Genomic DNA, 25,224 nt, shown 5'->3' with positions numbered 1-25,224 from the left:
AGCGCAGTCATTACAACTTGATCAACACCGACTTCAACTCGGTGTAATGCTCGATCGCCGCATACCCCATCTCGCGCCCGACCCCGGACATTTTGTAGCCGCCAAACGGCAGCGCCGGGTCCAGCGCGCTGTGGCAGTTGACCCACACCGATCCCGATTTGATCCGCGGAATCATCCGGTGCACCGCCGCCAGATCGTTCGACCAGATGCTCGCGCCCAATCCGTAAGGGCTGTCATTGGCCATGCGCAGCGCATCGGCCTCGTCATCGAACGGAATCGCCACCAGCACCGGCCCGAAGATCTCTTCCTGCACCAGCGAATGCTGCTGGTCGACATCGACAATCACCGTCGGTTTGACGAAAAACCCGGGCCCGAACCGCTCGCCGCCGCAGGCGATGGTCGCGCCGCTTTCCCGACCCATTTCGATGTAGTTGTAGACTCGCTCCTGCTGGCGCGCGGAAATCAGCGGGCCCATATCGATGCTTGGATCGAGGCCGTTGCCGAGTTTCATCGCGTTGGCGATGTCGCTGATATCGGCCACCACATTGTCGAAATGCTTGCGCTGCACGTACAGCCTGGATCCTGCGCAGCAGACCTGGCCCTGGTTGAAGAAAATCGCACTGGCCGCACCCGCCGCAGCGGTTTTCAGGTCGGCGTCCGCCATGACGATGGTCGGTGATTTGCCGCCCAGTTCCAGGGTGACCCGGGTCATCGAATCCATGGCGATCTTGCCGATCTGCTTGCCGACGGCGGTGGAGCCGGTGAAGGTCAGCTTGTCGACCAACGGGTTGTGAGTGAGGGCAGAACCGGCCGTGATGCCGGTGCCAGTGACCACGTTGAACACGCCTTCCGGATAACCCGCCTCCAGCACCAGTTCCGCCAGTTTCAGCGCGGTCAGCGGGGTTTCGTCAGCGGGTTTGAGCACCACGGTGCAACCGGTGGCCAGCGCCGGGCCGAGTTTCCAGCAGGCCAGCAGCAACGGGAAGTTCCAGGCGACGATGGCGCCGACCACGCCGACTGCTTCGCGGCGAATGAAACTGTGGAACTGATCGCCGGGCATCAGCGGCAACGAAACGTCGACGCTGGAACCTTCGATCTTGGTCGCCCAGCCAGCCATGTAGCGCAGGAAGTCGATGGCCAGTTGCACGTCCATCACCTGCGCCACCGCCGCGCTCTTGCCGTTGTTCAGGCATTCCAGTTGCGCCAGCAGTTCGGCGTCGCGCTGCATCAGGTCGGCAAGTTTCCACAACAGGTTCTGCCGTTCGCGCGGGCGGGTGCGGCTCCAGGCTGAATCATCGAAGGCTTGCCGGGCGGCGAGCACCGCGCGGTCGACATCTTCCGGGGTGGCGCGAGGCACCACGCACAGCACTTCACCGGTGGCCGGGTTGTGCAGCGGCATGGTCTGGCCGTCGGCGGCTTCGACCCAGTCGCCGCCGATCAGCATGCGTGGCGGGCGCTGGATGAAGGCCGAAGTGGCAGGGAGCAGATAGGGCAGGGGCATGGCGAAACCTCTTGTTGTTCGATGGGACCGAGAGGGGCTTTCGCAATGGTTGTGCCAAATGCTTGAAGGTGGCGTACAGCCCCGTTGCATGGGCTGGCGGAGGAAGAATTTAAGTGGTAACCGGCGTGAATTTGTCTCAAAACGCGACACCCATTGAGAAGCAAGATACGCGTCCTACAAAGCCAATGCCGCTGTGACGGGGCCTGGGCGAAATCGGGCCGTTTCAGGTGTAGGAAAAGCCGCGCGTCTGACAGTTTTTACTGACTGGTGGAGGCATGAAGTCCGAGCTAAGTTGCTTCGTGTATAGGGTTTTCCTGCCATGGATTTGGCGGGTCAGTGTCTTCACAGGGATGTCGATGAACAACTTAACCATTCGATGGCTAACCAATTTCATGATAGGCGTGGGGACTGGATTTCTGGTGACGGGGTTTGCGGCGCTGTTGATCGGCGATCTGACCGATGTGGATACGATTCGGGCAGGTGCCTTGATGGCTACCAGCAGTATTTTCTTGATCGCCACCTCTTTCGCAGTTGCCATGCTCGAGGATAAATCATGACGGCTTTAATTCTGTGTCTTTGGTCATTGGCCTTTAGTTTGCTGATCACGTATGCGTGTTACCGGGAGCGTCGAATTCAAGCTGCCCGGCGCGATTCCGGTTCATTGGCAGCGAAGGCCCACGCGCAAGGTGAATGCTCGATGGTTTGCGAGTTTTGTGGGCGTTACAAGGTTCACCCGGACAACTCTGTTCGCTAGGCGCGGGTCAACAACCAACACAAGAGCCCCGTCATTGGCGGGGCTTGTTTTCGTGTGGGTTCGGCAGGCGTCACTCTCCTGGAGGTTTTTCATGGGGGATGCTGTCAGCTCCGGGTCATCTGTCGCGCGATGCAATGTCGCTGACGCCGCAACAACTATGCTTGTCTCAGACTGCAACAGTTGTCGCGAAATTGGACGCCGGCACGCACCGCCGGCACCGCAACTTCGCCTTGATCTTCACGTAACTGCTTGATTGAAAAGCTTATCGGCAAGCTGGCACGCTCCGTGTATTGCTCACAGCAGACGTTTCGCTTGCCTCCGTTCGTGCAGCGCCACGAACGGCAGAAACCATAAAACGATAAGCCACAACAATAAGAAAGCACCGTGCGAGGTTCGACGTTGATGAAGAGAAAACTCCGATCAGGCATGAGCGCCAGCCTGCTGGCCGTGGCCGCTTGCGTGGCCCTGCATTCGCCGTACAGCCTGGCGGCCCGCGATGCCCAGACCATCCTCAAGGAAACCTGTCAGGGCTGTCATACCCCTGAAGCCGGCGAGCAGTTGAGCCGCATCAGCCACCAGCGCAAGACCCCGGAAGGCTGGTTGATGAGCATCGCCCGGATGCAGACCATGCACGGTTTGCAGATCAGCGATGACGACCGTCGCACGCTGGTTAAATACCTCGCCGACACCCAGGGCCTGGCGCCCAGCGAAACCGATGGCGTGCGTTACGCGCTGGAACGGCGACTGAACACGGTCGAGCAGTTCGACGAGAAAACCGCGCAGATGTGCGGCCGCTGCCACTCCGGTGCGCGGGTCGCTCTGCAACGGCGTCCGGCTCAGGAATGGGAACGTCTGGTGAATTTCCACCTCGGCCAATGGCCGTCGCTGGAATATCAGGCGCTGGCCCGGGATCGCGACTGGTTCGATATCGCCCGCAAGGAAATGGTCCCGCTGTTGGCCAAGCGTTATCCGCTCGATAACCCGGCGTGGCAGTCCTGGATCAAAAACGCACCGAAAGCCGAAGCTTTGGTCGGCGACTGGAGCTTCAGTGGTCACCTGCCGGGCAAGGGTGAATTGGCCGGCATCATGAGCGTCACCGCCGATGGCAGTGACACCTTCAAGGTTGCCGTCAAAGGTCAGTACGCCGACGGCAGCCCGTTCAACGGCGATGGCAGCGCAATCCTTTACAGCGGCTACGAATGGCGCGGCAACGTGACCGTTGATGGCGTGACCATGCGCCAGGTGTTCGCCGCACAGGGCAACGCCATGCAGGGCCGGATGTTCGAGGCCGAGCACGATGAGCGCGGCCTGGACTTTGTCGCTGCCAAACAGGGTTCGCAGCGCTTGCTGGCGGTGCAGCCGGGTTATGTGAAGGCCGGCAGCGAAACCGAAGTGACCCTGATCGGCAGCGGTCTGAGCGGCAAGCCGAATTTCGGCAAAGGCGTGGACGTGGTCGAAGTGGTCGAGCAGAGCGCCGACCGGATCAAGGTCAGAGTCAAAGCCGCAGCCAATGCCCAGCCGGGCCTGCGCGCGGTCAGCGTCGGCAGCCTGAAAGGCCCGAGCCTGTCGGTGTACAGCAAGATTGCCTCGGTCAAAGTGGTGCCGGAATTCTCGGTGGCACGGATCGGCGAGGGCGGCGGTTCGACGCCGAAAGTCCAGGGCCGCTTCGACGCCGAAGCCTGGGGCAAGGGTGCCGACGGCAAGCCGTATCGCATCGGCGTGTTCCCGGCGCAATGGAAAGTCGAAGCCTTCGACGAACGCGCCAAAGAGGACGAGGACGTCAAGTTCGCCGGCACCATGCAGGCCGACGCGGGCGTGTTCACCCCGGGTGATGCCGGACCGAATCCGGCGCGCAAGATGTCCACCAACAATGCCGGCAACCTCAAGGTGATTGCCGCCGTCGACGACGCAGGGAAATCCCTGACCGGCGAAGGCCACCTGATCGTCACCGTGCAACGCTGGAACAATCCTCCCATTCCCTGATGTTGAAACGTGAGTTGAGCTGAGCGACAGCGATTCAGACACTTTTCGGAATGACCGCAAGTCCCGCCAGGCGGGGCTTGCACAGGAGGTTTGCAATGGGCGCTATCTTGAATCTGGTCGAACGTAATCTGCACGAAGTGCACGTCGACGCCGACCGCATGCTGTTCCATATCCCCAGCAGTTCGCTGTTTGCCAGCGATGAACTGACCGGCACCATCATCGATGCGTTGCGCGGACCCGGCTGCTCCTCGGAAGACCTGATCCAGCGCCTCGGCGCACGGTTCAACGGCGAGGAAATCAACGAGACCCTGCGCGAGCTGATCTCGCTGGAACTGGTCAGCGACGGCTCGCCGTTGACGCCGGACATCGCCGTAAAACGCGTCGAGCGCACGGCGATCAACACCGTGGTGCTCAACGTCAACACCGGCTGCAATCTGAGCTGCACCTACTGCTACAAGGAAGACCTCGACAAGCCGTCTGCCGGCAAGAAGATGGACGTCGAAACCGCCATCGCCTCGGTGGAAATGCTGCTGCGTGAATCCCCGGACGAAGAGCGATTCACCGTGGTGTTTTTCGGCGGCGAGCCCCTGAGCAATCGCAAGCTGATCGAGTACATGGTCGATTACTGCGAGAAGCGGTTTGCCGAGGCCGGCAAGTTCGTCGAATTCGTGATGACCACCAACGCCACGTTGCTCACCGAAGAAACGGTCGACTACCTGAATGCCCACCGTTTCGGCTTGTCAGTGAGCATCGACGGGCCGAAAACCGTGCACGACCGCAACCGCATCACCGTCGGCGGGCAGGGCACCTACGACGTGGTGCGGCGCAAGGCTGAAATGCTGCTTTCGCGTTACAACAGTCGTCCGGTCGGTGCGCGGGTGACCCTGACCACCGGCGTCACCGACGTTGAAACCATCTGGGATCACCTGTTTAACGAGTTGGGGTTTGCCGAAGTCGGATTTGCTCCGGTGACGTCCGGTGATATCAGCAGCTTCAACCTGACCACTGACGAGTTGATCGAAGTGTTCGCCAGCATGAAACGCCTCGGCCTGCGTTATCTGGAGGCTGCGCTGGAACACCGCAATATCGGTTTCTCCAACCTGCATCAGTTGATCACCGACATCCACGAAGGTCACAAAAAGGCTCTGCCGTGCGGTGCTGGATTGAAGATGCTGGCGGTCGATCACAAGGGCGAACTGAATCTGTGCCATCGCTTCACCGGCTCGTCGCTGCCGACCTTTGGCAACGTCCACAGTGGCGTTAAACAGGTCGAGTTGAACGACTTCCTGTCCCAGCGCCTGGACCGCACCAACACCGGTTGCCATGACTGTCAGATCCGCAACCTGTGCTCCGGCGGTTGCTACCACGAGAGCTACGCCCGCTACGGCGACCCGGCCCACCCGACTTATCACTACTGCGAACTGATGCGTGACTGGGTCGACTTCGGCATCGAGGTCTACACCCGGATCATGGCCAACAACCCTGCGTTCATCAGCAGCTACATCACTCCGCGCAAGGCTCACTGATATGAAACATCTCAAGGCAATCAATAACAAAGCGTTGAAGCTGGATCAGGCCGCGGATGAAAACCGCATCGAAGAAGTGGTGGCGATGAGCTCCGTCGCCGGCTGTGCCTCGACCACCGACCCGGGTTGGGAAATCGATGCGTTCGGCGGGGTGTCGTCCCTGTGCCAGCCGATGGAAGCTGACCTCTACGGCTGCTCCGATCCGTGCTGGTGGCCGGCCCAGGTGCCGGACATGATGAGCACCTACCCGGACTGGAACAAGGATGCCCAGGCGTCCAACGACAACTGGCGCAACCTCGGCACTGTCTTTCCGAAAGACAAGTGATCCCTAAGAAGAAGGATTCCAGCATGCACAACATCAAAGCCTGCGGCCTTGCCGCACTCGCGGTTCTGAGCGCCTGTGCGCTCCCGGTTCTGGCCGATGAAAACACCGCGCTGCAAGACGGTCACGAGTACATGTTGACCACCAACTACCCGAACAACCTGCACGTCATCGATCTGGCGACCGACAGCCTGTACAAGACCTGCAAGATGCCTGATGCCTTTGGCCCCGGCACCGTGCAACTTTCGCCGGATCGCAAGACCGCGTACGTGCTGAACAACCATTACGCCGATGTTTACGGGGTCGAACTGGACAGTTGCAAGCAGGTGTTCCACGCCAGCATCACCCAGCAGCCGGGGGAAAAGGCGCGGTCGATGTTTGCCTTCACCGTCAGTCATGACGGCAAGGAGCTGTACACCGTCGCCAACCCGACCCAGATGCTCAATGACCGCTATGAGGTCAAACAGCCGCGGCTGGACGTCTACGCCACTGACGCCGGAATGAACGCCAAACCGGTGCGCAGCTTCCCGGCGCCACGGCAGTTGACGATCATGCAGAGCGGCGATGACGGCACGCTCTACGTCGCCGGCGCCGATGTGTACAAGGTCGATGTAAAGAGCGGCAAGTTCGACGTTCTGATCCCCAGTCGTCACTGGAAACGCCCGAACTACAGCGCGCCGGACGTGCTTTACGTGTGGAATCAACAGACTTACCGCCACGACTTCTCGCTTCTGTACACGGCAGCGAAGTTCAAGGACAAGAAGCAAGATCCGGCCACCGCTGAATACCTGTACGGCTTATTCAGCGTCGATCTGAAAACCGGCAAGACCGAAACCACCGATTTCGGGCCACTGACCGAAATCTACTTCAGTGGCATGCGCTCGCCGAAGGATCCGAATCTGATGTTCGGCGTGCTCAATCGACTGGCCAAGTACGACATCAAGCAGAAAAAGCTGATTCAGGCGGCGACACTGGATCATTCCTACTACTGCATTTCGTTCAACAAGGACGGGAGCAAGATTTACTTGGCCGGGACCTTCAACGACGTGGCGATCTTTGATGCCGAGACCATGAAACAGACCGGCAGCATCAAATTGCCGGGTGGGGATATGGCGATTACCACGGCGCAGATTTTTGTTCGGTAATTAGCGGCGTCAGGGATGACGCCTTCGCGAGCAAGCCCGCTCCCACATTGGAAATGCGGTTCAAATGTGGGAGCGAGCTTGCTCGCGAAGAGGTTCTGAAAGAATCGAAAAATCAGGCCCCGGGCACCGGGCAGCTCATGTCACCTTCCTCACATTTCAAATACTGTTTGAGCGCTTCGGTTCGCGTCTTCGTCACCGAGGCGATGCAATTGTTGTAGATCAATGGATAAACACTCCCGCCTGCCACGCCGGATGCCGAAAACTTGCACTCGGCATCGCGAAAGCCGATCCACGCCCGTTGCGCGCTCACCAGCAGTTTTTTGCCATCAGGGTTATCCTTCAACCGGGCGGTAATCTGCTGATAAACCGTGTTCAATTCCTTGTCCGCCGCTTTGTTTTCCTGCGCGGCGCACTGATTCATCGTCGCCTGATCGCTGGCATTGGCGCAGTCCACGGCAGCGTGAGCAACAGAAGTGAAAAGAAAGGGTGTCAGGGCCAGAAGCAGGCGTGGGGACATGAGTCATCTCGCTTTGATGAGTGAACGTGCCGGGCAGTTTAGCGACTTCGTGGCGCTAACAAGGTGCACGGTGTCTGGAGGCGTTGAGCAACCGTTCCGCTATCGCGGCAATTTCCTCTCCGTCATGCAGTTTTTCCAGCCATTCGAACGGGATTCCCTGCACGCCGTAATGGGCGCCGGCCAATTGGCCGACGATGGCAGCCGTGGTGTCCGCGTCATCGCCCAGATTCGCCGCTTGCAGGACGGCGGCGGCAAAACTGTCGGTGTGCTGGAAGCACCATAACGCTGCTTCCAGGGATTCGACGCAGTAACCACTGCCGCGAATGTCGCGCTGGGTCTTGTGCAGGTACTCGCCCCGGGCAATCGCCGCCACTTTGGGCTGACTGAAGGCTGTTGGCGGCAGGGTGCGCAGTTGCGCTTTCGATGCGCCTTCCAGGGCCTTGCCGAGCAATTCGGCAAACAGCTGGCAGCATTCGATGGCCTCGGGCGCTGCGTGCGTGGTGCGTGAACTATCGGCGGCGAATCGCCTGATTTTCCGGGCATCGGGGAAATAAAACAGAACCACGGGCGCCAGTCGCATCAACGAGCCATTGCCCGCGCTGTAGGGATCGCTGGAGCCGGCAAACGGCTCCCCGGTGTGTTGATAGCGATCCAGTGCCTGGCTCACGGTCATGCCGATATCGAAACATTCGCCGGTCGAACTCAGATAACCCCATTGCCACCAGTTCAGATAGCGGCCCATCTGGTCCGCGGCATCGAAGCCGTTTTTGTTCAGCAGACTTTCCGCCAGGCACAGCGCCATCGAGGTGTCGTCGGTCCATTGACCGGGCTTCAGGTGAAACGGCCCGCCACCGACCATGTCGGTCAGGGGCTGGAAGCTGCCGCGCGGCTGGAATTCGACGGTGGTTCCCACGGCATCGCCGCAGGCCAGTCCGAGCAGGGCGCCACGGTAACGTTCGGGGAGGGAGGGCTGCATGATGACGTCCTTGTGTCGTTCAATTCGCTGCGAACGTTATCAGTTTCGCAGCGCTGATCCGTGCGCATTCTGACGAACCGGCGCCCTGAAATACTGCCGGATATTTCAATCAGACCCGACCGTTGCACTGGATTGATACAACTTCGGATTGGACATGTGGTCATACAAGCCTACTGTTCAAAACAGGAGGTGACGTATGAAACCAGTACCCAACAGCTTTGAACGTAAAATCATGCTCAGGTCGCCGCGCTCCCATGTCTGGCGCGCCCTGGTCGATGCCGAGGCGTTCGGCCAGTGGTTCGGCGTTGCGCTGGAGGGCCGGCGGTTTATCGCGGGCGAGTGGACGCAGGGGCAGGTGACGTACCCCGGTTATGAACATGTGCTCTGGAACGTGCTGGTGGAGCGGGTCGAGCCGCAGCAGCTGTTCTCTTTCCGCTGGCATCCGTACGCGGTGAACCCGAAAATCGACTACTCCCAGGAACCGACCACCCTGGTCAAATTCGAACTGCAGGACTACGAGAACGGCACGTTGCTGAAGGTCTCCGAGTCAGGTTTCGCGCACATTCCCGACGTGCGCCAGAAAGAGGCCTACTACATGGACAGTCGAGGCTGGGAGGAACAGTTGAGTCGACTTGAACACTTCCTCACGGAGAGCGACCGGGCCCGCGAGCGTGAAGGTGGCTGATCTCGACCTGTTCACACCGTGGCTGGAACGCTGGGCGCTGGCGCCGGACGGCAAGCCGATCATCACCCCGGGCAGCCGCCTGTTGCCGGTGCGTCAGGACGAAATTCCGGCGATGCTGAAAGTCGCGGTGGACGACGAAGAAAAATACGGCAATCTGTTGATGACCTGGTGGGATGGCGACGGTGCCGCTCGGGTGCTCGCCCATCACGACGAAGGCCTGTTGCTGGAGCGGGCGATGGGCCAGCGTTCGTTGATGCACATGGCGCTCAACGGCGAGGATGACGAGGCCACCCGGATCATGTGCCGAGCCTTGGCCCGTCTGCACGCACCGCGACCGACGCCGCCACCGCCGTTGGTGGAACTGGCGCCGTGGTTCGTTTCATTACGAGTGGCCGCAGCCCGATACGGTGGCCCCTACGCCCATTGCCTGCAAACCGCCCAGACCTTGCTCTCCGAACCGGAGGACGTGGTGGTGCTGCACGGCGACATGCACCATGACAACGTCCTCGATTTCGGCCCACGGGGCTGGCTGGCCATCGACCCCAAGCGGGTGCGGGGCGAGCGCGGCTACGACTACGCCAACCTGATCTGCAACCCGGATTTGCCCACGGCCACCGACCCTGAGCGCTTTCGGCGACAAGTTGATGTGATCTGCGAAGCAGCGGGAGTCGAGCGAAAACGCCTGCTGCAATGGGTACTGGCGTTCGCCGGACTGTCTGCCGCATGGTTTCTGGAAGATGACGAGCAAACCGCGGCAAAAGGACAGCTGAAAGTCGCGCAACTGGCGGCTTCTGCGCTCGATGCCTGACAAGTCTAAGGGTTTTCGGAAGACCCGCTATAGCGAATGTCTTACACGCGATGGTAGCTATTTCGACTATTGCCGATTGGATCCACTGCGTAATCTAGCCTCATCAACTGAAGCACAGGGAGTGTTTCAGGATCACGGATGATCGACCATTAGCAAGGATCGCTGCCGACAGGGAGTCGATAATGGTCTTGGGAAAAACCCGCTTCGGCGGGTTTTTTTTCGCCCGCAGAAAAGTGCCGTGCCTAAACAGAAACACCGCCAATTGGCGGTGTTTCTGTATCTGCAGGTTTAAGAGGCGATCAACTGGCGCAACACGTAGTGCAGGATCCCACCGGACTTGAAGTACTCGACTTCGTTCAAGGTATCGATGCGGCACAGCACTTCGATTTTCTCCTGACGCCCGTTTTCACGGGTGATGACCAGGGTCAGGTTCATCCGTGGCGTCAGCTCGACACCGCTCAGGCCCTGAATATCCAGGGTTTCCTTGCCGGTGAGGTTCAGGCTCTTGCGGTTCTGATCCAGCTTGAACTGCAACGGCAGCACGCCCATGCCCACCAGGTTGGAACGGTGAATCCGCTCGAAGCTTTCGGCGATCACCGCTTTCACCCCCAGCAGATTGGTGCCCTTGGCCGCCCAGTCGCGGCTGGAACCGGTGCCGTATTCTTGCCCGGCAATCACCACCAGCGGGGTTCCAGAGGCCTGATAACGCATGGCCGCGTCGTAGATCGCCAGTTTCTCGCCGGTCGGAATGTAGATCGTATTGCCACCTTCTTCCCCGCCGAGCATTTCATTGCGGATACGGATGTTGGCAAACGTGCCGCGCATCATCACTTCGTGGTTGCCCCGGCGTGAACCGTAGGAATTGAAGTCCCGTGGCTCGACGCCTTGCTCGCGCAGGTAACGCCCCGCCGGGCTGTCGGCCTTGATGTTGCCGGCAGGGGAGATGTGGTCGGTGGTCACCGAATCGCCCAATAGCGCCAGCACTCGGGCACCTTTCACATCGGCGATCACCGGCAACGGCCCGGCAATATCATCGAAGAACGGCGGATGCTGGATGTAGGTCGAATCCGCCTGCCAGACATACGTCGCAGCTTGCGGTACTTCGATGGCTTGCCACTGTTCGTCGCCGGCAAACACTTCGGCGTACTCCTTGTGGAACATCGCCGTGTTGACCTGATTCACCGCGTCGGCGATTTCCTTGCTGCTCGGCCAGATGTCACGCAGGTACACCGGATTGCCCTGCTGGTCGATACCCAGCGGCTCGCTGCTGATGTCGGTGCGCACAGTGCCGGCCAGGGCGTAAGCGACCACCAGCGGCGGCGAGGCCAGCCAGTTGGTTTTTACCAGCGGATGCACCCGACCTTCGAAGTTGCGGTTGCCGGACAGCACCGAAGCCACGGTCAGGTCGGCTTTCTGAATGGCTTTTTCGATCGGTTCAGGCAGCGGCCCGGAGTTGCCGATGCAAGTGGTGCAGCCGTATCCGACCAGTGAAAAACCGAGCTGATCGAGGTATTGCGTCAGTCCGGCGGCTTTGAAGTAATCAGTGACCACTTTTGAACCCGGTGCCAGCGAACTTTTCACCCACGGTTTGCGGGTCAGGCCTTTTTCCACGGCTTTTTTCGCCAGCAGGCCGGCGGCCATCATCACGCTTGGGTTGGAAGTGTTGGTGCAGGAGGTGATCGCGGCGATTACCACGGCACCGTTTTTCAGGCGATAGGTGTGGCCGTCGTACTCGTAATCGGTTTCGCCGACCAGATCGGCATTGCCCACAGCGACACCGCCGCCGCCTTCGCTTTCGAGGCGTCCTTCTTCCTTGCTGGTGGGTTTGAATTGCAAGTCGAGGAAGTCGCTGAACGCCTGACCGACATTCGGCAGAGATACCCGGTCCTGCGGGCGTTTCGGCCCGGCGAGGCTGGCTTCGACGCTGCCCATGTCCAGCGCCAGGCTGTCGGTGAACACCGGCTCCTGACCGGGCAGGCGCCACAGACCCTGAGCCTTGGTGTAGGCCTCGACCAGTTTCACCACTTCAGTCGGACGGCCGGACAGGCGCAGGTAGTCGAGGGTTACGTCATCGACCGGGAAGAAACCGCAGGTCGCGCCATATTCCGGGGCCATGTTGGCGATGGTCGCGCGGTCGGCCAGCGGCAGGTCGGCGAGGCCGTCACCGTAGAACTCGACGAATTTGCCGACCACGCCTTTCTTGCGCAGCATTTGGGTTACGGTCAGCACCAGGTCGGTGGCGGTGATGCCTTCCTTGAGCTTGCCGGTGAGTTTGAAGCCGATCACTTCCGGAATCAGCATCGACACCGGTTGCCCGAGCATCGCCGCTTCCGCCTCGATCCCGCCGACGCCCCAGCCGAGTACGCCGAGGCCGTTGATCATGGTGGTGTGGGAGTCGGTGCCGACCAGCGTATCGGGGAAGGCATAGGTGCGGCCGTCTTCGTCCTTGGTCCATACGGTGCGGCCGAGGTATTCGAGGTTGACCTGGTGGCAGATCCCGGTACCCGGTGGCACCACGCTGAAGTTATCGAAGGCGCTCTGGCCCCAGCGCAGGAAAGCGTAGCGTTCGCCGTTGCGCTGCATTTCGATGTCCACGTTCTGTTCGAAGGCGCTGGCGCTGGCGAATTTGTCGACCATCACTGAGTGGTCGATTACCAGATCTACCGGTGACAGCGGGTTGATTCGTTGCGGATCACCGCCAGCCTTGGCCATGGCGGCGCGCATCGCGGCCAGATCGACCACGGCCGGTACGCCGGTAAAGTCCTGCATCAGCACGCGGGCAGGGCGGTACTGGATTTCCCGGTCGGAGCGGCGCTCCTTGAGCCACGCGGCAATCGCCTTGAGGTCGGCGCCGGTGACGGTTTTTTCATCCTCCCAGCGCAGCAGGTTTTCCAGCAGGACTTTCAGCGACATCGGCAGCTTGTCGAGATCGCCCAGAGTCTTGGCGGCATCCGGCAGGCTGAAATAGTGGTAAGTCTTGTCATCGACTTTCAGGGTTTTAAGGGTGTTCAGGCTATCGAGGGACGGCATTACGATCACTCCTTTGAATCCGCACGGCTACGGATAGAGGGGACGAATAGAGCTTTAAACCTAGCCCTGTTTTAGGTAGCTGGCTAATAACTGGACTCTATGGACAGAACCAAGGTTCCGACATGGGCTATCATGCGCCGGTTTTCGTGACAGGCTTTGCTTCAACGCAGGGTCTGGGCATCGCGCAGGGGATGAATGATCGCCCTCTGCCCAGGAGTAAGAATGAACACCCTATTCATGCATTGCCGGCCAGGCTTCGAAGGCGAAGTCTGCTCGGAGATTTCCGACCTCGCCGCTCAACTGAACGTGGCCGGCTACGCCAAGGCCAAACCGGCCACCGCTTGCGCCGAGTTTGTCTGCACCGAAGAAGACGGTGCCGAGCGCCTGATGCGCGGTCAGCGTTTCGCCGAGCTGATCTTCCCGCGCCAGTGGGCGCGCGGGTTTTTCATCGATCTGCCGGAAAACGACCGCATCAGCGTGATCCTCGCGCACATGGCTGAGTTCCCGGTCTGTGGCAGCCTGTGGCTGGAAGTCGTCGACACCAACGACGGCAAGGAACTGTCGAACTTCTGCAAGAAGTTCGAAGGCCCGCTGCGCAAGGCGCTGACCGGCGCCGGCAAACTGGTGGACGATGCCAGCAAGCCGCGCCTGCTGCTGACCTTCAAAAGCGGTCGTGAGGTGTTCCTCGGTCTGGCCGACGCCGGCAACTCGGCGATGTGGCCGATGGGCATTCCGCGCCTGAAGTTCCCGCGCGAGGCGCCGAGCCGTTCGACCCTGAAACTGGAAGAGGCCTGGCACCACTTCATCCCCCGCGATCAGTGGGAAGATCGCCTGCACAGCGACATGACCGGCGTTGACCTCGGCGCGGCGCCGGGCGGCTGGACCTGGCAACTGGTCAATCGCGGCATGCTGGTGACCGCTATCGACAACGGCCCGATGGCCGAAAGCCTGATGGACACCGGCCTGGTGCAGCACTTGATGGCTGACGGTTTCACCTTCAAACCGAAACAGCCGGTGGACTGGATGGTCTGCGACATCGTCGAGAAACCGGCGCGCAACGCCGCGATGCTCGAAGAGTGGATCGGCGAGGGGCATTGCCGGGAAGCGGTGGTCAACCTCAAATTGCCGATGAAGCAGCGTTACGCCGAAGTGAAGCGCTTGCTCGAACGTATCGCCGACGGTTTCAAGGCCCGTGGGATCAAGGTCGACATCGGCTGCAAGCAGCTGTATCACGACCGCGAGGAAGTGACCTGCCATTTGCGCCGCCATGATGTGAAGAAAGCCAAAGCCCGCTGAGCGCGCGACAGGTGACCGAACACCCGGCCTTGGGCGACAATGCCGGCCAGTTTCAGGAGTGAATCATGAGTGAAATGATCAATACGCCGGTCGACGGCACCCTCGACGCTACGGGCCTCAACTGCCCGGAGCCGGTGATGATGCTGCACCAGCACATCCGTGACCTGGTGCCCGGTGGCCTGCTCAAGGTGATCGCCACCGACCCGTCGACCCGCCGCGACATCCCCAAGTTCTGCGTGTTTCTTGACCATGAACTGGTGGGGCAGCACGAAGAGGCCGGGACCTTTCTGTACTGGATCCGCAAGAAGTCCGGTTGATCTGAAAGCAAAAAAAGACCTGCATGTGCAGGTCTTTTTTTTATGCCCGGTCAGCCCATCGAGCGGCTGATGCGAATGCGTTTGCGTGCACTGCGCGTCAGGCGGATCGACAGCATCAGCGCCGCACAGCTCAGGCCGACGATAAGGCCTTCCCACAAGCCGCTCGGGCCGCGAGGCTCGCCGAGCCAGTCGGTCAGGCCGAGGGCGTAACCCACCGGCAAGCCGATGCCCCAGTAGGCGAACAAGGTCAGGATCATCGTCACGCGAGTGTCCTGGTAACCGCGCAGGGCGCCGGCGGCGGTGACCTGGATCGCGTCGGAGAACTGGAACAGCGCCGAGTACACGATCAGCATCGCTGCGATGTGAATCACCATCGGATCCGACGTGTAGATCGCCGCAATGTGTTCGCGCATCAGCAGCATCATGCTCGCCGACAGGCAGGCGTAGGCCAGCGCAGTACCCATGCCGACACCCGCGGCGAAACGTGCTTCGCGGGGTTCTTCACGGCCCAGGGCCTGGCCGACCCGTACGGTCACGGCCATGCCCAGTGAATACGGAATCATGAACACCAGCGAGCTGACGTTCAGCGCGATCTGGTGTCCGGCCACCACGGTGGCGCCGAGGCTGCCGATCAGCAGCGCGATCACCGCGAAAATGCTCGACTCGGCAAACACCGCGACGCCGATCGGCAGACCGATGGCCAGCAAGCGCTTGATTACCGCCCATTGCGGCCAGTCGAAACGGCTGAACAGTTCGCTCGACTTGTAGGCCGGCGCCCAGCGCTCGTAACCGGCCAGACCCAGCGCCATCACCCACATCACGATGGCCGTGGCCCAGCCGCAACCGACACCGCCCATCGCAGGCACGCCAAAGTGGCCATAAATGAACACGTAGTTGAGCGGAATGTTCAGCGCCAGGCCGCACAGGCCCAGCACCATCGCCGGGCGGGTACGACCGAGGCCGTCACTGGTGCAGCGCAGCACATGGTAGAAGGCCACGGCCGGCAGACCGCTGGCGATGCCGTGCAGGTACTGCATGCACGGGCCGATCAATTCAGGATCGACTTTCATCAAATGCAGGATCGGCTCGGCGCTGAAGAGCATGGTGGTCGCCATCAGTCCGACTACCAGTGCCAACCACAAGGCCTGGCGCACGATCGGGCCGATCTCGCTGTGAGTACCCGCGCCGAAGCGCTGAGCGACTTTCGGTGTGGTGGCCAGCAGGGTGCCGGTCATCAGCAGGAACACCGGCACCCAGATCGAGTTGCCCAGCGCCACGGCCGCCAGATCCTTGGGGCCGACGCGCCCGGCCATCACCGCATCGACGAAGCCCATGGCGGTGGTTGCCAGCTGCGCGATCATGATCGGCAGGGCCAGGCCGAGCAGATTCTTCAGCTCCAGGCGAACCCGGGCAGGGCGGTCGAGGGAAACGGCGGCAGGGCGGTCAGTCACGGAATTCACAGGCAAAGCGTCCACAAGGGTTGATGCGCAAGGCCGGGCATTCTACGCCGCTGACGTTATGGTCAGGAAAAATCCTCTGTTGCGTATTTGTAATCGCCGCGCGCCCATCAAGAAGTCAAAGCCTGCTGGCTCATCGCAGTCCCAGCGCCTACACTGCCGATCCGCCCAAGGAGCCCCGCCATGCTGATTGTTGCCGACGAAAATATCCCGCTGCTCGATGCCTTTTTTGCCGGTTTCGGCGAGATCCGCCGGGTACCGGGCCGTTCCATCGACCGGGCCACGGTCGAACAGGCCGATGTGTTGCTGGTGCGCTCGGTGACAAACGTCAACCGCGCACTGCTCGAAGGCAGCAAGGTGCGTTTTGTCGGCACCTGCACCATCGGCACCGATCATCTGGACCTCGATTACTTCAACGAGGCCGGCATCACCTGGTCCAGTGCGCCCGGCTGCAACGCCCGGGGCGTGGTCGATTATGTGCTCGGCAGCCTGATGACCCTGGCCGAAATCGAAGGCGTCGAATTGAGTGAGCGCACTTACGGCGTGATCGGTGCCGGTGAAGTCGGCGGGCGCCTGATCAAGGTGCTCAAAGGCCTGGGCTGGAACGTGAAAGTCTGCGACCCGCCGCGTCAGGCGGCGGAGGGCGGCGATTATGTCAGCCTGGAGCAGATCATCGCGCAGTGCGACGTGATCAGCCTGCACACCCCGCTGACCCGCAGCGGTGATGGCGCGACCTGGCATTTGTTCGACGAGCAGCGTTTGCAGCAGCTCAAGCCCGGCGCCTGGCTGATCAACGCGGCTCGCGGTCCGGTGGTGGATAACACCGCGTTGCGCGAAGTGCTGCTGGAGCGTGAGGACCTGCAAGCAGTGCTTGATGTCTGGGAAGCCGAACCGCAAGTCGATGTGGCGCTGGCAGAACTTTGCGTACTGGCGACGCCGCACATCGCCGGTTACAGCCTCGATGGCAAACAGCGCGGCACGGCGCAGATCTATCAGGCGTACTGCGAATTTATCGGTGAGCCCGCCAGCATTCAGCTCGGTGATCTGCTTCCAGCACCTTGGCTGTCGGAAGTTTCCCTGCATGCCAACAGCGATCCGGCCTGGGCGCTGGCGATGTTGTGCCGTGGCGTGTACGACCCGCGCCGGGACGATGCGGATTTCCGTCGCACGTTGCTGGGCAGCGTCGGTGAGCAACGTGCCGCGTTTGATCTACTGCGCAAACAGTATCCGTCGCGACGCGAGATCGAAGGTTTGAAAGTGCGGATCGAGGGCGATTCGCCGGCCCTGCGCCAGATCGTGACCGCGCTGGGCGCTGTGGCCGTATAAACGGCGGGCAGAAAAAACCCGGCCTGCAGAGGCCGGGTCAGGAAGACGTTGGCGATATCACTTTTGTTCGGCAGGCTTGACCAATCTCTGTTCCAGTTCGCGGCAGGCGTCCTGGATCATGTCTTCAGTGATCTCGATTTCACGCCCGTTTTCATCGATGATCGAGCAACCCAGAGGTTGGCCGGGCTTGGTGCGGATCACTTCAATCTTGTCTTCGCTGCTGTTTTGCAAGGACATGGCCTGTCTCCTCATCAGGTTGTGTGCCTAAGATAAAACCGTCAGGTGACCAGGCTGTGACAACTCCCTGCGGTCGGTCCGGAACGGCAACTCCACTCAAACAGAAATGACCGTCTGTCTCAACCCGGACCTTAGACCAATAGCATCTAGGGGGTAGTCTTGCCGGTCATAATTAACCTGACTCATTGTGATTTGCAGAGTTCCACCCCATTTGAGTGTGTAGGCTGGCCCTATCCATCAGCACACGACGTGAACCTGAATGATCCCGATGCTTTCCTCGCGCCACCGCCGGGCCCTGCGCCTGACCAGTCATTTCCTTGCTCCCTATCGCTGGCCGGCCTTCGGCGCACTGCTTGCGCTGATCGTCACGGCGGGCATCACCCTGTCGATGGGGCAGGGTATCAAGCTGCTGGTCGATCAAGGCTTCATGACCCAGTCGCCGCACCTGCTCAACCAATCCATCGGCCTGTTCATGCTGTTGGTGTTCGGCCTGGCGGTCGGCACCTTTGCGCGGTTTTATCTGGTGTCCTGGATCGGCGAGCGCGTGGTGGCGGACATCCGTCGACAGGTGTTCAACCATCTGGTGTACCTGCATCCCGGGTTCTACGAGGACAATCGCAGCTCGGAAATCCAGTCGCGGCTGACCGCTGACACCACGCTGTTGCAATCGGTGATCGGCTCGTCGCTGTCGCTGTTCCTGCGCAATTTGCTGATGGTCATTGGCGGTGTGGTGCTGCTGTTCATCACCAACCCAAAGCTCACCAGCATCGTGGTAATCGCGCTACCGCTGGTGATTGCGCCGATCCTGATTTTCGGCCGCCGCGTGCGTAACCTCTCCCGGTTGAGTCAGGACCGGATCGCCGACATTGGCAGCTACGTCTCCGAGACTCTTGGCCAGATCAAGACTGTGCAGGCCTACAACCATCAGATGCAGGACGAACAGCGTTTCGCCAGCACCGTCGAGGAGGCGTTCGAGACTGCGCGTAAGCGGATTTTCCAACGAGCCTGGCTGATCACGCTGGTCATTGTGCTGGTGCTCGGCGCCGTCGCGGTGATGTTGTGGGTCGGCGGCATGGACGTGATTGCCGGGCGGATTTCTGCCGGTGAACTGGCGGCGTTCGTGTTCTACAGCCTGATCGTCGGCAGTGCGTTTGGCACGTTGAGTGAGGTCATCGGTGAATTGCAGCGAGCAGCCGGCGCCGCCGAGCGCATTGCCGAACTGCTGCGTTCGGAGAACATCATCCAGCCACCGACCACGGGATTGGTGACGCTGCCGGAGCGAGTCAAGGGCGAGCTGGAATTGCAGGGTGTGCGTTTTTCCTACCCTTCGCGTCCCGATAGCCTCGCCGTCGATGGCTTGAGTCTGACAGTCAGCGCCGGCGAAACCCTCGCGCTCGTCGGCCCGTCCGGCGCGGGCAAGTCCACGGTGTATGACTTGCTGCTGCGTTTCTATGATCCCCGGGAAGGACAAATCCTGATCGATGGCGTGCCGCTGACGAGCCTCGATCCCCTGGATCTGCGTCGCTGCTTCGCGTTGGTCTCGCAGACCCCGGCGCTGTTCTTCGGCAGTGTCGAAGAGAACATTCGCTACGGCTGCCCGACCGCCACGCTGGAGCAAGTGCGGGAAGCCGCGAAAATCGCCCACGCCCATGATTTCATCGAACAGATGCCCGACGGTTACCAGACCCACCTGGGCGACGGCGGCCTCGGCCTGTCTGGTGGACAACGCCAGCGCCTGGCCATTGCCCGGGCGCTACTGGTCGACGCGCCGATCCTGCTGCTCGACGAAGCCACCAGCGCCCTCGACGCCCAAAGCGAACACCTGATCCAGCAAGCGCTGCCGAGCCTGATGCAAAACCGCACCACACTGGTCATCGCCCACCGGTTGGCCACGGTGAAAAACGCCGACCGAATCGCGGTAATGGATCAAGGCAAACTGGTTGCGATCGGCACGCATCAGGAGTTGATCGCGAGCAATCCGCTGTATGCGCGGTTGGCGGCGTTGCAGTTCAGTGATGGTCATCAGGCTTTGACCGACCAAGTAACCGGCTAAGTAACCGACCCTGTAACCGACCTAGCAGAGCGCCATAAAAAATGCCCGCATCTCTGGATGCGGGCATTTTTGTTTACGTCGATCTATCGGCGATACGCATCTCGATCACTGATCATCGAAATACCGCTCATGCCAGTCCACCAGCGGTTGCGGCGAGTTGAGTTTCTGGCCGTAGATCACTGAGTACGACAGCACGTTCTGCACGTACTGGCGGGTTTCGTCGAACGGTATGCTTTCCACCCACACGTCAAAACTCAGGTGATCGGCGCCGCGCAGCCACTGGCGCACGCGGCCGGGGCCGGCGTTGTAAGCGGCGGAGGCGAGCACGCGGTTGCCGTTGAACTGGCTGTGCACCTGGCTCAGGTAAGCGGCGCCGAGCTGGATGTTTTTATCCGGATCCAGCACCTGCTGCGGCGAGGCCAGCGGAATGCTGAACTTGCGCGCGGTTTCCTTGGCAGTACCGGGCATCAGTTGCATCAGGCCGCTGGCGCCGACGCTGGAGCGGGCGTCGTCCATGAACGCACTTTCCTGACGGGTGATGGCGAACACCCAGCTTGAGTGCAGGCCGCGCACCTTGGCTTCGCGCACCAGAGTGTCGCGGTGGGCCATCGGGAAGCGGATGTCCAAGTCGTCCCAATACTGCGCCTGACTGATGGTGCGGATGGCCGGGAAATACCATTTCAGATCGTAGGCGAGTTTCGCCTGGGCGACCATTTCGTCGCGGCTGAAATGCCGGCTGACGTGATACCACTCGCGGCGACCGTCGACGATCTGCCCACGGGCGTGGAACTCCAGCGCACGCCGCACGCCGGGCGTATTGCGTACTTTGTTGATCAGCGCCTGACTGAGCACCAGCGGCTTGTTGTTCAGCGAGTACGGCGATTGTGAGCGGTCGGCGGCGAGGAAACCGTAGAAATCACGCTCCCGCGACAGATTCTTGTACAGCGTCTGCGCTTCCGGGTTCTGCGGCTGCGCCAGTTCCAGGCTGCGGGCCTGCCAGTAGCGCCAGCGGTTGGTGGTGGCCAGATCCTGCGGCAGACGGCGGGTCAGTTGGTAGGCGTCGTCCCAGCGCGCCAGACGCAGCAGCAGGCGCAGGCGCCATTCGGACACGGTGTTGTCGCGCAGTTCCGGGTCGTACTTGGTCATCACATCCAGCGCTCGGCTGTCGAAGCGGCGGGCGAGGGTCAGGCCGATTTCCCGGGCAATCGCGACTTTTTCATCGCGGGAGAAATGCATGCTGCTGGCATAACCGTCGAGCAGGGCCATGGCCTTGTCCGGATCCTGACGCGCAAGGCGGCGCAGGCCGAGGCTGACCACGTCCGACATCGGTTCATCGGCCGGCGTGAAGCGCGAAGGCTGGTTGAGCAGTTCCGGTTTCTGCGCCACGTCCACCAGCAGGCGGCCGCGCGGGGCGAGCGTGGTCAGGCCGTTGACCAGGCTGTTGGCCAGTGGGTAATTGCGGTGCTGGGCGGCGAGTTTGGCGCGTTCCCAGCGTTTCTGTTCGGTCAACTGGCCTTCGGCGGCCCACATGCCGAACAGCGCATCGCAGGCGGCGGGCTGGGATTTACCGGTCAGCCAGAGTTTCTCGGCGTTGGCGTAGCCCTCGGCCTTCTTGTTGTGGCTGATCTGGTACTGCGCGTTCAGGCAGTCGAGTTCGGTGAAATTCAGTTTGGGGTCGTAATACTTGATGAACGTCGCCCAGTCGCCGCGATCGGCCAGCCAGCGCAACCAGCGCAACTTCATCCAGTTGGCCTGGGGCAGGTCACCGTGTTCGGCGAGGAATTTTTCGATCTCTGCGTTGCTGGCGGTTTTCAGCCGGGCGGTCAGCTCGTCATAAGCCAGGTACGGCTCCAGCGGATAGTCGGCCAGAGCCTGGCTGTAACGGAAATACGGACCGGTGTCGCCCTTGGCCAGGGCGCGCTTGGCTTCATCGTAATACTGGCGTTGGGTGGACAAGTCCACCGCCTGGGCGGATTGAACGGCAGCGGCGGAAAGCAGCAAACATGACAAAACACTGAAGAGGCGACTGCGCATGAGACATCCGGGCAGAGAAATCATGACAAGTGCCGGCCCAAAACCCGCACTGAATTGCCTGTAGCTTAGCCTTTTGCCAGCAGGGGGCGAAAGCTTTGCCGGCCATGCAGCACAAGTTCGCAACAATTGTTGTGCAGAGTGCGTCAGCGGCGAAATTGCCGGCCTGCTCGGGTCCCGATTCAGGTAGAATGCGCGCCCGGTTTTTGGAGAAGCTCATGACCCTGCTCAAATTCAGCGATGTGTCCCTTGCATTCGGCGCGATGCCGTTGTTGGACAAGGTGTCCTGGCAGATCGCCCGTGGTGAGCGGGTGTGCATCATCGGCCGCAACGGCACTGGCAAATCCAGCATGATGAAACTGGTCAAGGGCGACCAGAAGCCTGATGACGGCTCGGTGTGGCGTGCCCCCGGTCTGAAAATCGGTGAATTGCCGCAGGAATTGCCGGTGGCCGACGAGCGGACAGTGTTCGACGTGGTGGCCGAAGGCCTCGATGGCGTCGGCGCCTTGCTCGCCGAATACCATCACCTGAGCCAGAACATCGTCACCGACGCTGATCTGGAAAAGCTGATGCACGTCCAGCACGATCTCGAAGCCCGCGACGGCTGGCGCTTGCAGACCCTGGTCGACAGCACCCTCAGCCGTTTGCAACTGCCGGCCGACAAGACCCTCGCCGAACTGTCCGGCGGCTGGCGTCGTCGCGTGCTGCTGGCGCAGGCGCTGGTGTCCGAGCCGGATCTGCTGCTGCTCGACGAACCGACCAACCACCTGGACATCGGTGCGATTGCCTGGCTCGAAGAAGCGCTGAAGGATTTCCAGGGCGCCGTGCTGTTCATCACGCACGACCGTTCTTTCCTGCAAAACCTTGCCACCCGCATCCTCGAACTGGATCGCGGTGGACTGATCGACTGGAACGGCGACTACGCCAGTTTCCTGGTCCACAAAGAAGCCGAGCTGGCCGCTGAAGAAACCGCCAACGCGCTGTTCGACAAGCGTCTGGCTCAGGAAGAAGTATGGATTCGTCAGGGTATCAAGGCCCGTCGTACCCGTAACGAAGGCCGCGTACGTGCGCTGAAAGCTCTGCGTGTCGAGCGCAGCGAGCGTCGCGAGCGTACCGGCAAAGCCAACATCCAGCTGGAAACGGCGGAGAAGTCCGGCAAGCAGGTAATGGTGCTGGATAACGTGAGCTTCGCGCACCCGGGCGGTCCGTTCCTGATCCGCGATTTCTCCATGGTGCTGCAGCGCGGCGATCGCATCGGCCTGCTCGGCGCCAACGGCACCGGCAAGACCACCCTGCTGAAACTGATGCTCAGCGGTCTGCAACCGACCAGCGGCAAAGTGGAGGAGGGCACCAAGATCGACGTGGCCTACTTCGACCAGTTGCGCCATCAGCTGGATCTGGAAAAAACCGTGGTCGACAACGTCGCCGAAGGTCGCGATTTCATCGATATCAATGGCCAGAGCCGCCACGTGCTGAGCTATCTCGGCGACTTCCTCTTCAGCCCGCAGCGTGCCCGCACGCCGGTGAAGGCGTTGTCCGGTGGCGAGCGTGCGCGTCTGTTGCTGGCCAAATTGTTCAGCAAGCCGGCGAACCTGCTGGTGCTCGACGAACCGACCAACGACCTCGACGTGGAAACCCTCGAGTTGCTTGAAGAAGTGCTGCTGACCTTCAACGGCACCGTGCTGATGGTCAGCCACGACCGGGCATTCCTCGACAACGTGGTCACCAGCACGCTGGTCTTCGAAGGTGAAGGCAAGGTTCGCGAATACGTCGGTGGATATCAGGACTGGATCCGTCAGGGTGGCTCGCCGCGTTTGCTGGGCGTGACCGAAAGCAAATCCGGCAAGGCCGACCTGAATTCGGCGGTGGTCACTGCCGAACCGGCTCCGGTTGCCGCGCCGGTCGCTGCGGCCCCGGCTACGAAGAAGAAACTGAGCTACAAGCTTCAGCGCGAACTGGAAGCGCTGCCGGGAGACATCGACGCCAAGGAGCAGCAGATTGCTGCGATCGAGGCTGAAATGGCCGAGGCCGGCTTCTATCAGCGTCCGCCGGCCGAGACGGCCAAGGTGATTGCTTCTCTGGAGCAGTTGCAGGCTGAGCTGGATGCGCTGGTCGAGCGTTGGGCCGAGCTGGACGCCTGATTGTTCCAGGTATGAAAAAGCCCGGCGTCCAGTGATGGGCGCCGGGCTTTTTCAGCTTTTCACAAGTGCCTGGGATCAGCGTTTGACCAAGTGCACCGCCAGCACATCGCAAGGTGCGCCGTGCAGTACGTCATTGGCGGTCGAGCCCAGCAACAGCGCTAGACCATGCCGGCCATGGCTGCCGACCACGATCAGGTCGCATTGCTGTTCCTTGGCGAAATGGTGGATTTCCTGACGTGGCTGGCCGTAGGTCAGGTGGCAGTTGGCGCCTTCGAGTTCGGTGTATTTGTGCTTCAGGCGTTCGAGACGTTCCTTGGCCTGATCGAACTGTTGCTGTTGCAGTTGTGACAGATCCATCGGCACGTCACCGCCAAAGGCCATGGCCATCGGTTCGACGATATGCACCAGTGACAACTTGGCGCCATTGCTCACCGACAGCTCTCGGGCGCGGTGGATCACAGGGTCGCACTCTTCGGTCAGATCTACGGCGACCAGGATATGGTGGTAGGGCATGAGGTGCTCCTCGTGAGGGATCAATATTGTTAAGTATGGCTGGTTTCAAGCGCATTGGTTACAAAGTGACGCAATGGGCTCATGACAAAACGGGAGTAGAGATATGACGGTCTGGCTGGTGGTGTCAATCCTGCTGGTGGTGTTGAGCCCACTGGCATGGTTGCGTCCGTCCCGCGCACAGAGTGGCCGGATAGCCTTGCGCACCGAGGCCCGGCGCATCGGGCTGGCTATGCAGCTGGCGCCCCAAGAGTGGCCGCACTGGCTGAGCCAGGAGCCGCCAAACCCGTGCGCGCAATACCATCGACCACGCCGTGGAAAGCAGCCGGCGTGCTGGAGCTATTGGCAGAAATCCCCGGGTGTTTGGGTGAATCAGTGGCAGGAAGTCTGTGAGGAACCACTGCTGCTGAATCATTTCGAAAAATTGCCGGGCAACGTTTTCAAAGTCGAGGCGGACAAGCAAATGATCGCCCTCTATTGGGGCGAGAAGGGTGATGCGTCGGTTTTGCTGGAGATTGATGCCACGCTGAAAGCGCTGGCATGACTTGCGGACTTTTCGCGCTGCAACGGTGCGAAACGTCCGGCAGACGCGCAATAAAAAGCCCGACA

General features: G+C 60.9%; 21 protein-coding genes. 13 read left to right on the top strand and 8 right to left on the bottom strand.

The features are described 5' to 3' along the window. Positions 1–10: 10 nt before the first annotated feature. Positions 11–1,501, bottom strand: coding sequence for an aldehyde dehydrogenase (locus tag CAF63_RS17790; protein ID WP_085686859.1), 1,491 nt, complete (start codon positions 1,499–1,501; stop codon positions 11–13). A gap of 356 nt (positions 1,502–1,857) precedes the next feature. Here CAF63_RS17790 and CAF63_RS17785 point away from each other — a divergent pair, with 356 nt between their 5' ends. The 5 genes from CAF63_RS17785 (at position 1,858) to peaD (ending at position 7,231) form a co-directional block, all read left to right on the top strand. Further along, positions 1,858–2,058: a hypothetical protein gene (locus CAF63_RS17785; protein ID WP_085686895.1), complete on the top strand. Its 201-nt coding sequence runs from the start codon at positions 1,858–1,860 to the stop codon at positions 2,056–2,058. 599 nt (positions 2,059–2,657) lie between these two features. Next, positions 2,658–4,238 (top strand): quinohemoprotein amine dehydrogenase subunit alpha, encoded by a 1,581-nt coding sequence (peaA, locus tag CAF63_RS17780; protein ID WP_085686857.1) that lies wholly within the window; start codon positions 2,658–2,660, stop codon positions 4,236–4,238. Between the two features lie 95 nt (positions 4,239–4,333). Then, a complete protein-coding gene (gene peaB / locus CAF63_RS17775) occupies positions 4,334–5,764 on the top strand; it encodes a quinohemoprotein amine dehydrogenase maturation protein (RefSeq protein ID WP_085686854.1) in 1,431 nt (476 codons plus the stop codon). Between the two features lies 1 nt (position 5,765). Next, a complete protein-coding gene (gene qhpC, locus CAF63_RS17770; protein ID WP_008016081.1) occupies positions 5,766–6,089 on the top strand; it encodes a quinohemoprotein amine dehydrogenase subunit gamma in 324 nt (107 codons plus the stop codon). A 23-nt stretch (positions 6,090–6,112) separates the two neighbouring features. Beyond that, complete coding sequence (gene peaD, locus CAF63_RS17765) at positions 6,113–7,231, top strand: quinohemoprotein amine dehydrogenase subunit beta (protein WP_085686852.1); 1,119 nt, start codon at positions 6,113–6,115, stop codon at positions 7,229–7,231. Between the two features lie 112 nt (positions 7,232–7,343). On the opposite strand, the gene CAF63_RS17760 is transcribed toward peaD, so the two are convergent. Next, positions 7,344–7,748 (bottom strand): lysozyme inhibitor LprI family protein, encoded by a 405-nt coding sequence (locus CAF63_RS17760; protein ID WP_007953090.1) that lies wholly within the window; start codon positions 7,746–7,748, stop codon positions 7,344–7,346. Between the two features lie 55 nt (positions 7,749–7,803). After that, on the bottom strand, positions 7,804–8,724 hold the full coding sequence (locus CAF63_RS17755; protein WP_085686850.1) for an ADP-ribosylglycohydrolase family protein: 921 nt from the start codon (positions 8,722–8,724) through the stop codon (positions 7,804–7,806). A gap of 196 nt (positions 8,725–8,920) precedes the next feature. Here CAF63_RS17755 and CAF63_RS17750 point away from each other — a divergent pair, with 196 nt between their 5' ends. Continuing rightward, positions 8,921–9,409, top strand: a complete 489-nt coding sequence (locus CAF63_RS17750) for an SRPBCC family protein (protein ID WP_007953087.1) — start codon at positions 8,921–8,923, stop codon at positions 9,407–9,409. Further along, a complete protein-coding gene (locus CAF63_RS17745) occupies positions 9,402–10,217 on the top strand; it encodes an aminoglycoside phosphotransferase family protein (RefSeq protein WP_085686893.1) in 816 nt (271 codons plus the stop codon). The genes CAF63_RS17750 and CAF63_RS17745 overlap by 8 nt, the downstream gene beginning before the upstream one ends. 288 nt (positions 10,218–10,505) lie before the next feature. Here CAF63_RS17745 and acnA read toward each other — a convergent pair whose 3' ends face one another. Then, positions 10,506–13,247, bottom strand: a complete 2,742-nt coding sequence (acnA, locus tag CAF63_RS17740) for an aconitate hydratase AcnA (RefSeq protein WP_085686848.1) — start codon at positions 13,245–13,247, stop codon at positions 10,506–10,508. A gap of 222 nt (positions 13,248–13,469) precedes the next feature. On the opposite strand from acnA, the gene rlmM reads away from it, so the two are divergent. Together rlmM and tusA are read left to right on the top strand one after the other, a co-directional pair. Then, complete coding sequence (rlmM, locus tag CAF63_RS17735) at positions 13,470–14,543, top strand: 23S rRNA (cytidine(2498)-2'-O)-methyltransferase RlmM (RefSeq protein WP_085686846.1); 1,074 nt, start codon at positions 13,470–13,472, stop codon at positions 14,541–14,543. Between the two features lie 65 nt (positions 14,544–14,608). After that, positions 14,609–14,860 (top strand): sulfurtransferase TusA, encoded by a 252-nt coding sequence (gene tusA, locus CAF63_RS17730; RefSeq protein WP_085686844.1) that lies wholly within the window; start codon positions 14,609–14,611, stop codon positions 14,858–14,860. A gap of 50 nt (positions 14,861–14,910) precedes the next feature. On the opposite strand, the gene CAF63_RS17725 is transcribed toward tusA, so the two are convergent. Next, a complete protein-coding gene (locus tag CAF63_RS17725) occupies positions 14,911–16,320 on the bottom strand; it encodes an MATE family efflux transporter (protein ID WP_085686842.1) in 1,410 nt (469 codons plus the stop codon). 180 nt (positions 16,321–16,500) lie between these two features. Here CAF63_RS17725 and pdxB point away from each other — a divergent pair, with 180 nt between their 5' ends. After that, the gene (pdxB, locus tag CAF63_RS17720; RefSeq protein WP_085686840.1) at positions 16,501–17,643 is read left to right on the top strand and encodes a 4-phosphoerythronate dehydrogenase PdxB; all 1,143 of its coding nucleotides are present in this window, start codon (positions 16,501–16,503) and stop codon (positions 17,641–17,643) included. A 57-nt stretch (positions 17,644–17,700) separates the two neighbouring features. Here the strand turns inward: pdxB and CAF63_RS17715 are convergent, their stop codons facing one another. Then, positions 17,701–17,880, bottom strand: a complete 180-nt coding sequence (locus CAF63_RS17715; protein WP_085686838.1) for a PA1571 family protein — start codon at positions 17,878–17,880, stop codon at positions 17,701–17,703. Positions 17,881–18,139: 259 nt separating this feature from the next. On the opposite strand from CAF63_RS17715, the gene CAF63_RS17710 reads away from it, so the two are divergent. Next, complete coding sequence (locus CAF63_RS17710; RefSeq protein WP_178081302.1) at positions 18,140–19,933, top strand: ABC transporter transmembrane domain-containing protein; 1,794 nt, start codon at positions 18,140–18,142, stop codon at positions 19,931–19,933. A 105-nt stretch (positions 19,934–20,038) separates the two neighbouring features. Here CAF63_RS17710 and CAF63_RS17705 read toward each other — a convergent pair whose 3' ends face one another. Then, on the bottom strand, positions 20,039–21,967 hold the full coding sequence (locus tag CAF63_RS17705) for a transglycosylase SLT domain-containing protein (RefSeq protein WP_085686836.1): 1,929 nt from the start codon (positions 21,965–21,967) through the stop codon (positions 20,039–20,041). A 215-nt stretch (positions 21,968–22,182) separates the two neighbouring features. Here CAF63_RS17705 and CAF63_RS17700 point away from each other — a divergent pair, with 215 nt between their 5' ends. After that, positions 22,183–24,105 carry an ATP-binding cassette domain-containing protein gene (locus CAF63_RS17700; protein WP_085686834.1) on the top strand — a complete coding sequence of 641 codons (1,923 nt, stop codon included), beginning with the start codon at positions 22,183–22,185 and terminating at the stop codon, positions 24,103–24,105. A 75-nt stretch (positions 24,106–24,180) separates the two neighbouring features. Here the strand turns inward: CAF63_RS17700 and CAF63_RS17695 are convergent, their stop codons facing one another. Further along, positions 24,181–24,618 carry a universal stress protein gene (locus CAF63_RS17695; protein ID WP_011335197.1) on the bottom strand — a complete coding sequence of 146 codons (438 nt, stop codon included), beginning with the start codon at positions 24,616–24,618 and terminating at the stop codon, positions 24,181–24,183. Positions 24,619–24,721: 103 nt separating this feature from the next. Here CAF63_RS17695 and CAF63_RS17690 point away from each other — a divergent pair, with 103 nt between their 5' ends. Further along, positions 24,722–25,159, top strand: a complete 438-nt coding sequence (locus tag CAF63_RS17690; protein WP_085686832.1) for a hypothetical protein — start codon at positions 24,722–24,724, stop codon at positions 25,157–25,159. Positions 25,160–25,224: the final 65 nt, after the last annotated feature.

It is taken from the genome of Pseudomonas sp. B20(2017) (assembly GCF_002113125.1).
Classification (GTDB): Bacteria; Pseudomonadota; Gammaproteobacteria; order Pseudomonadales; family Pseudomonadaceae; genus Aquipseudomonas.
Note: the sequence above shows the minus strand (reverse complement) of the source record. Positions and strands in the feature narration are given on the sequence as shown.

Bases quoted from the DNA above. Each gene is read 5' to 3' on its own strand.
- CAF63_RS17790 (WP_085686859.1), bottom strand. From the start codon at position 1,501: ATGCCCCTGCCCTATCTGCTCCCTGCCACTTCGGCCTTCATCCAGCGC.
- CAF63_RS17785 (WP_085686895.1), top strand. From the start codon at position 1,858: ATGAACAACTTAACCATTCGATGGCTAACCAATTTCATGATAGGCGTG.
- peaA (WP_085686857.1), top strand. From the start codon at position 2,658: ATGAAGAGAAAACTCCGATCAGGCATGAGCGCCAGCCTGCTGGCCGTG.
- peaB (WP_085686854.1), top strand. From the start codon at position 4,334: ATGGGCGCTATCTTGAATCTGGTCGAACGTAATCTGCACGAAGTGCAC.
- qhpC (WP_008016081.1), top strand. From the start codon at position 5,766: ATGAAACATCTCAAGGCAATCAATAACAAAGCGTTGAAGCTGGATCAG.
- peaD (WP_085686852.1), top strand. From the start codon at position 6,113: ATGCACAACATCAAAGCCTGCGGCCTTGCCGCACTCGCGGTTCTGAGC.
- CAF63_RS17760 (WP_007953090.1), bottom strand. From the start codon at position 7,748: ATGTCCCCACGCCTGCTTCTGGCCCTGACACCCTTTCTTTTCACTTCT.
- CAF63_RS17755 (WP_085686850.1), bottom strand. From the start codon at position 8,724: ATGCAGCCCTCCCTCCCCGAACGTTACCGTGGCGCCCTGCTCGGACTG.
- CAF63_RS17750 (WP_007953087.1), top strand. From the start codon at position 8,921: ATGAAACCAGTACCCAACAGCTTTGAACGTAAAATCATGCTCAGGTCG.
- acnA (WP_085686848.1), bottom strand. From the start codon at position 13,247: ATGCCGTCCCTCGATAGCCTGAACACCCTTAAAACCCTGAAAGTCGAT.
- rlmM (WP_085686846.1), top strand. From the start codon at position 13,470: ATGAACACCCTATTCATGCATTGCCGGCCAGGCTTCGAAGGCGAAGTC.
- tusA (WP_085686844.1), top strand. From the start codon at position 14,609: ATGAGTGAAATGATCAATACGCCGGTCGACGGCACCCTCGACGCTACG.
- pdxB (WP_085686840.1), top strand. From the start codon at position 16,501: ATGCTGATTGTTGCCGACGAAAATATCCCGCTGCTCGATGCCTTTTTT.
- CAF63_RS17715 (WP_085686838.1), bottom strand. From the start codon at position 17,880: ATGTCCTTGCAAAACAGCAGCGAAGACAAGATTGAAGTGATCCGCACC.
- CAF63_RS17710 (WP_178081302.1), top strand. From the start codon at position 18,140: ATGATCCCGATGCTTTCCTCGCGCCACCGCCGGGCCCTGCGCCTGACC.
- CAF63_RS17705 (WP_085686836.1), bottom strand. From the start codon at position 21,967: ATGCGCAGTCGCCTCTTCAGTGTTTTGTCATGTTTGCTGCTTTCCGCC.
- CAF63_RS17700 (WP_085686834.1), top strand. From the start codon at position 22,183: ATGACCCTGCTCAAATTCAGCGATGTGTCCCTTGCATTCGGCGCGATG.
- CAF63_RS17695 (WP_011335197.1), bottom strand. From the start codon at position 24,618: ATGCCCTACCACCATATCCTGGTCGCCGTAGATCTGACCGAAGAGTGC.
- CAF63_RS17690 (WP_085686832.1), top strand. From the start codon at position 24,722: ATGACGGTCTGGCTGGTGGTGTCAATCCTGCTGGTGGTGTTGAGCCCA.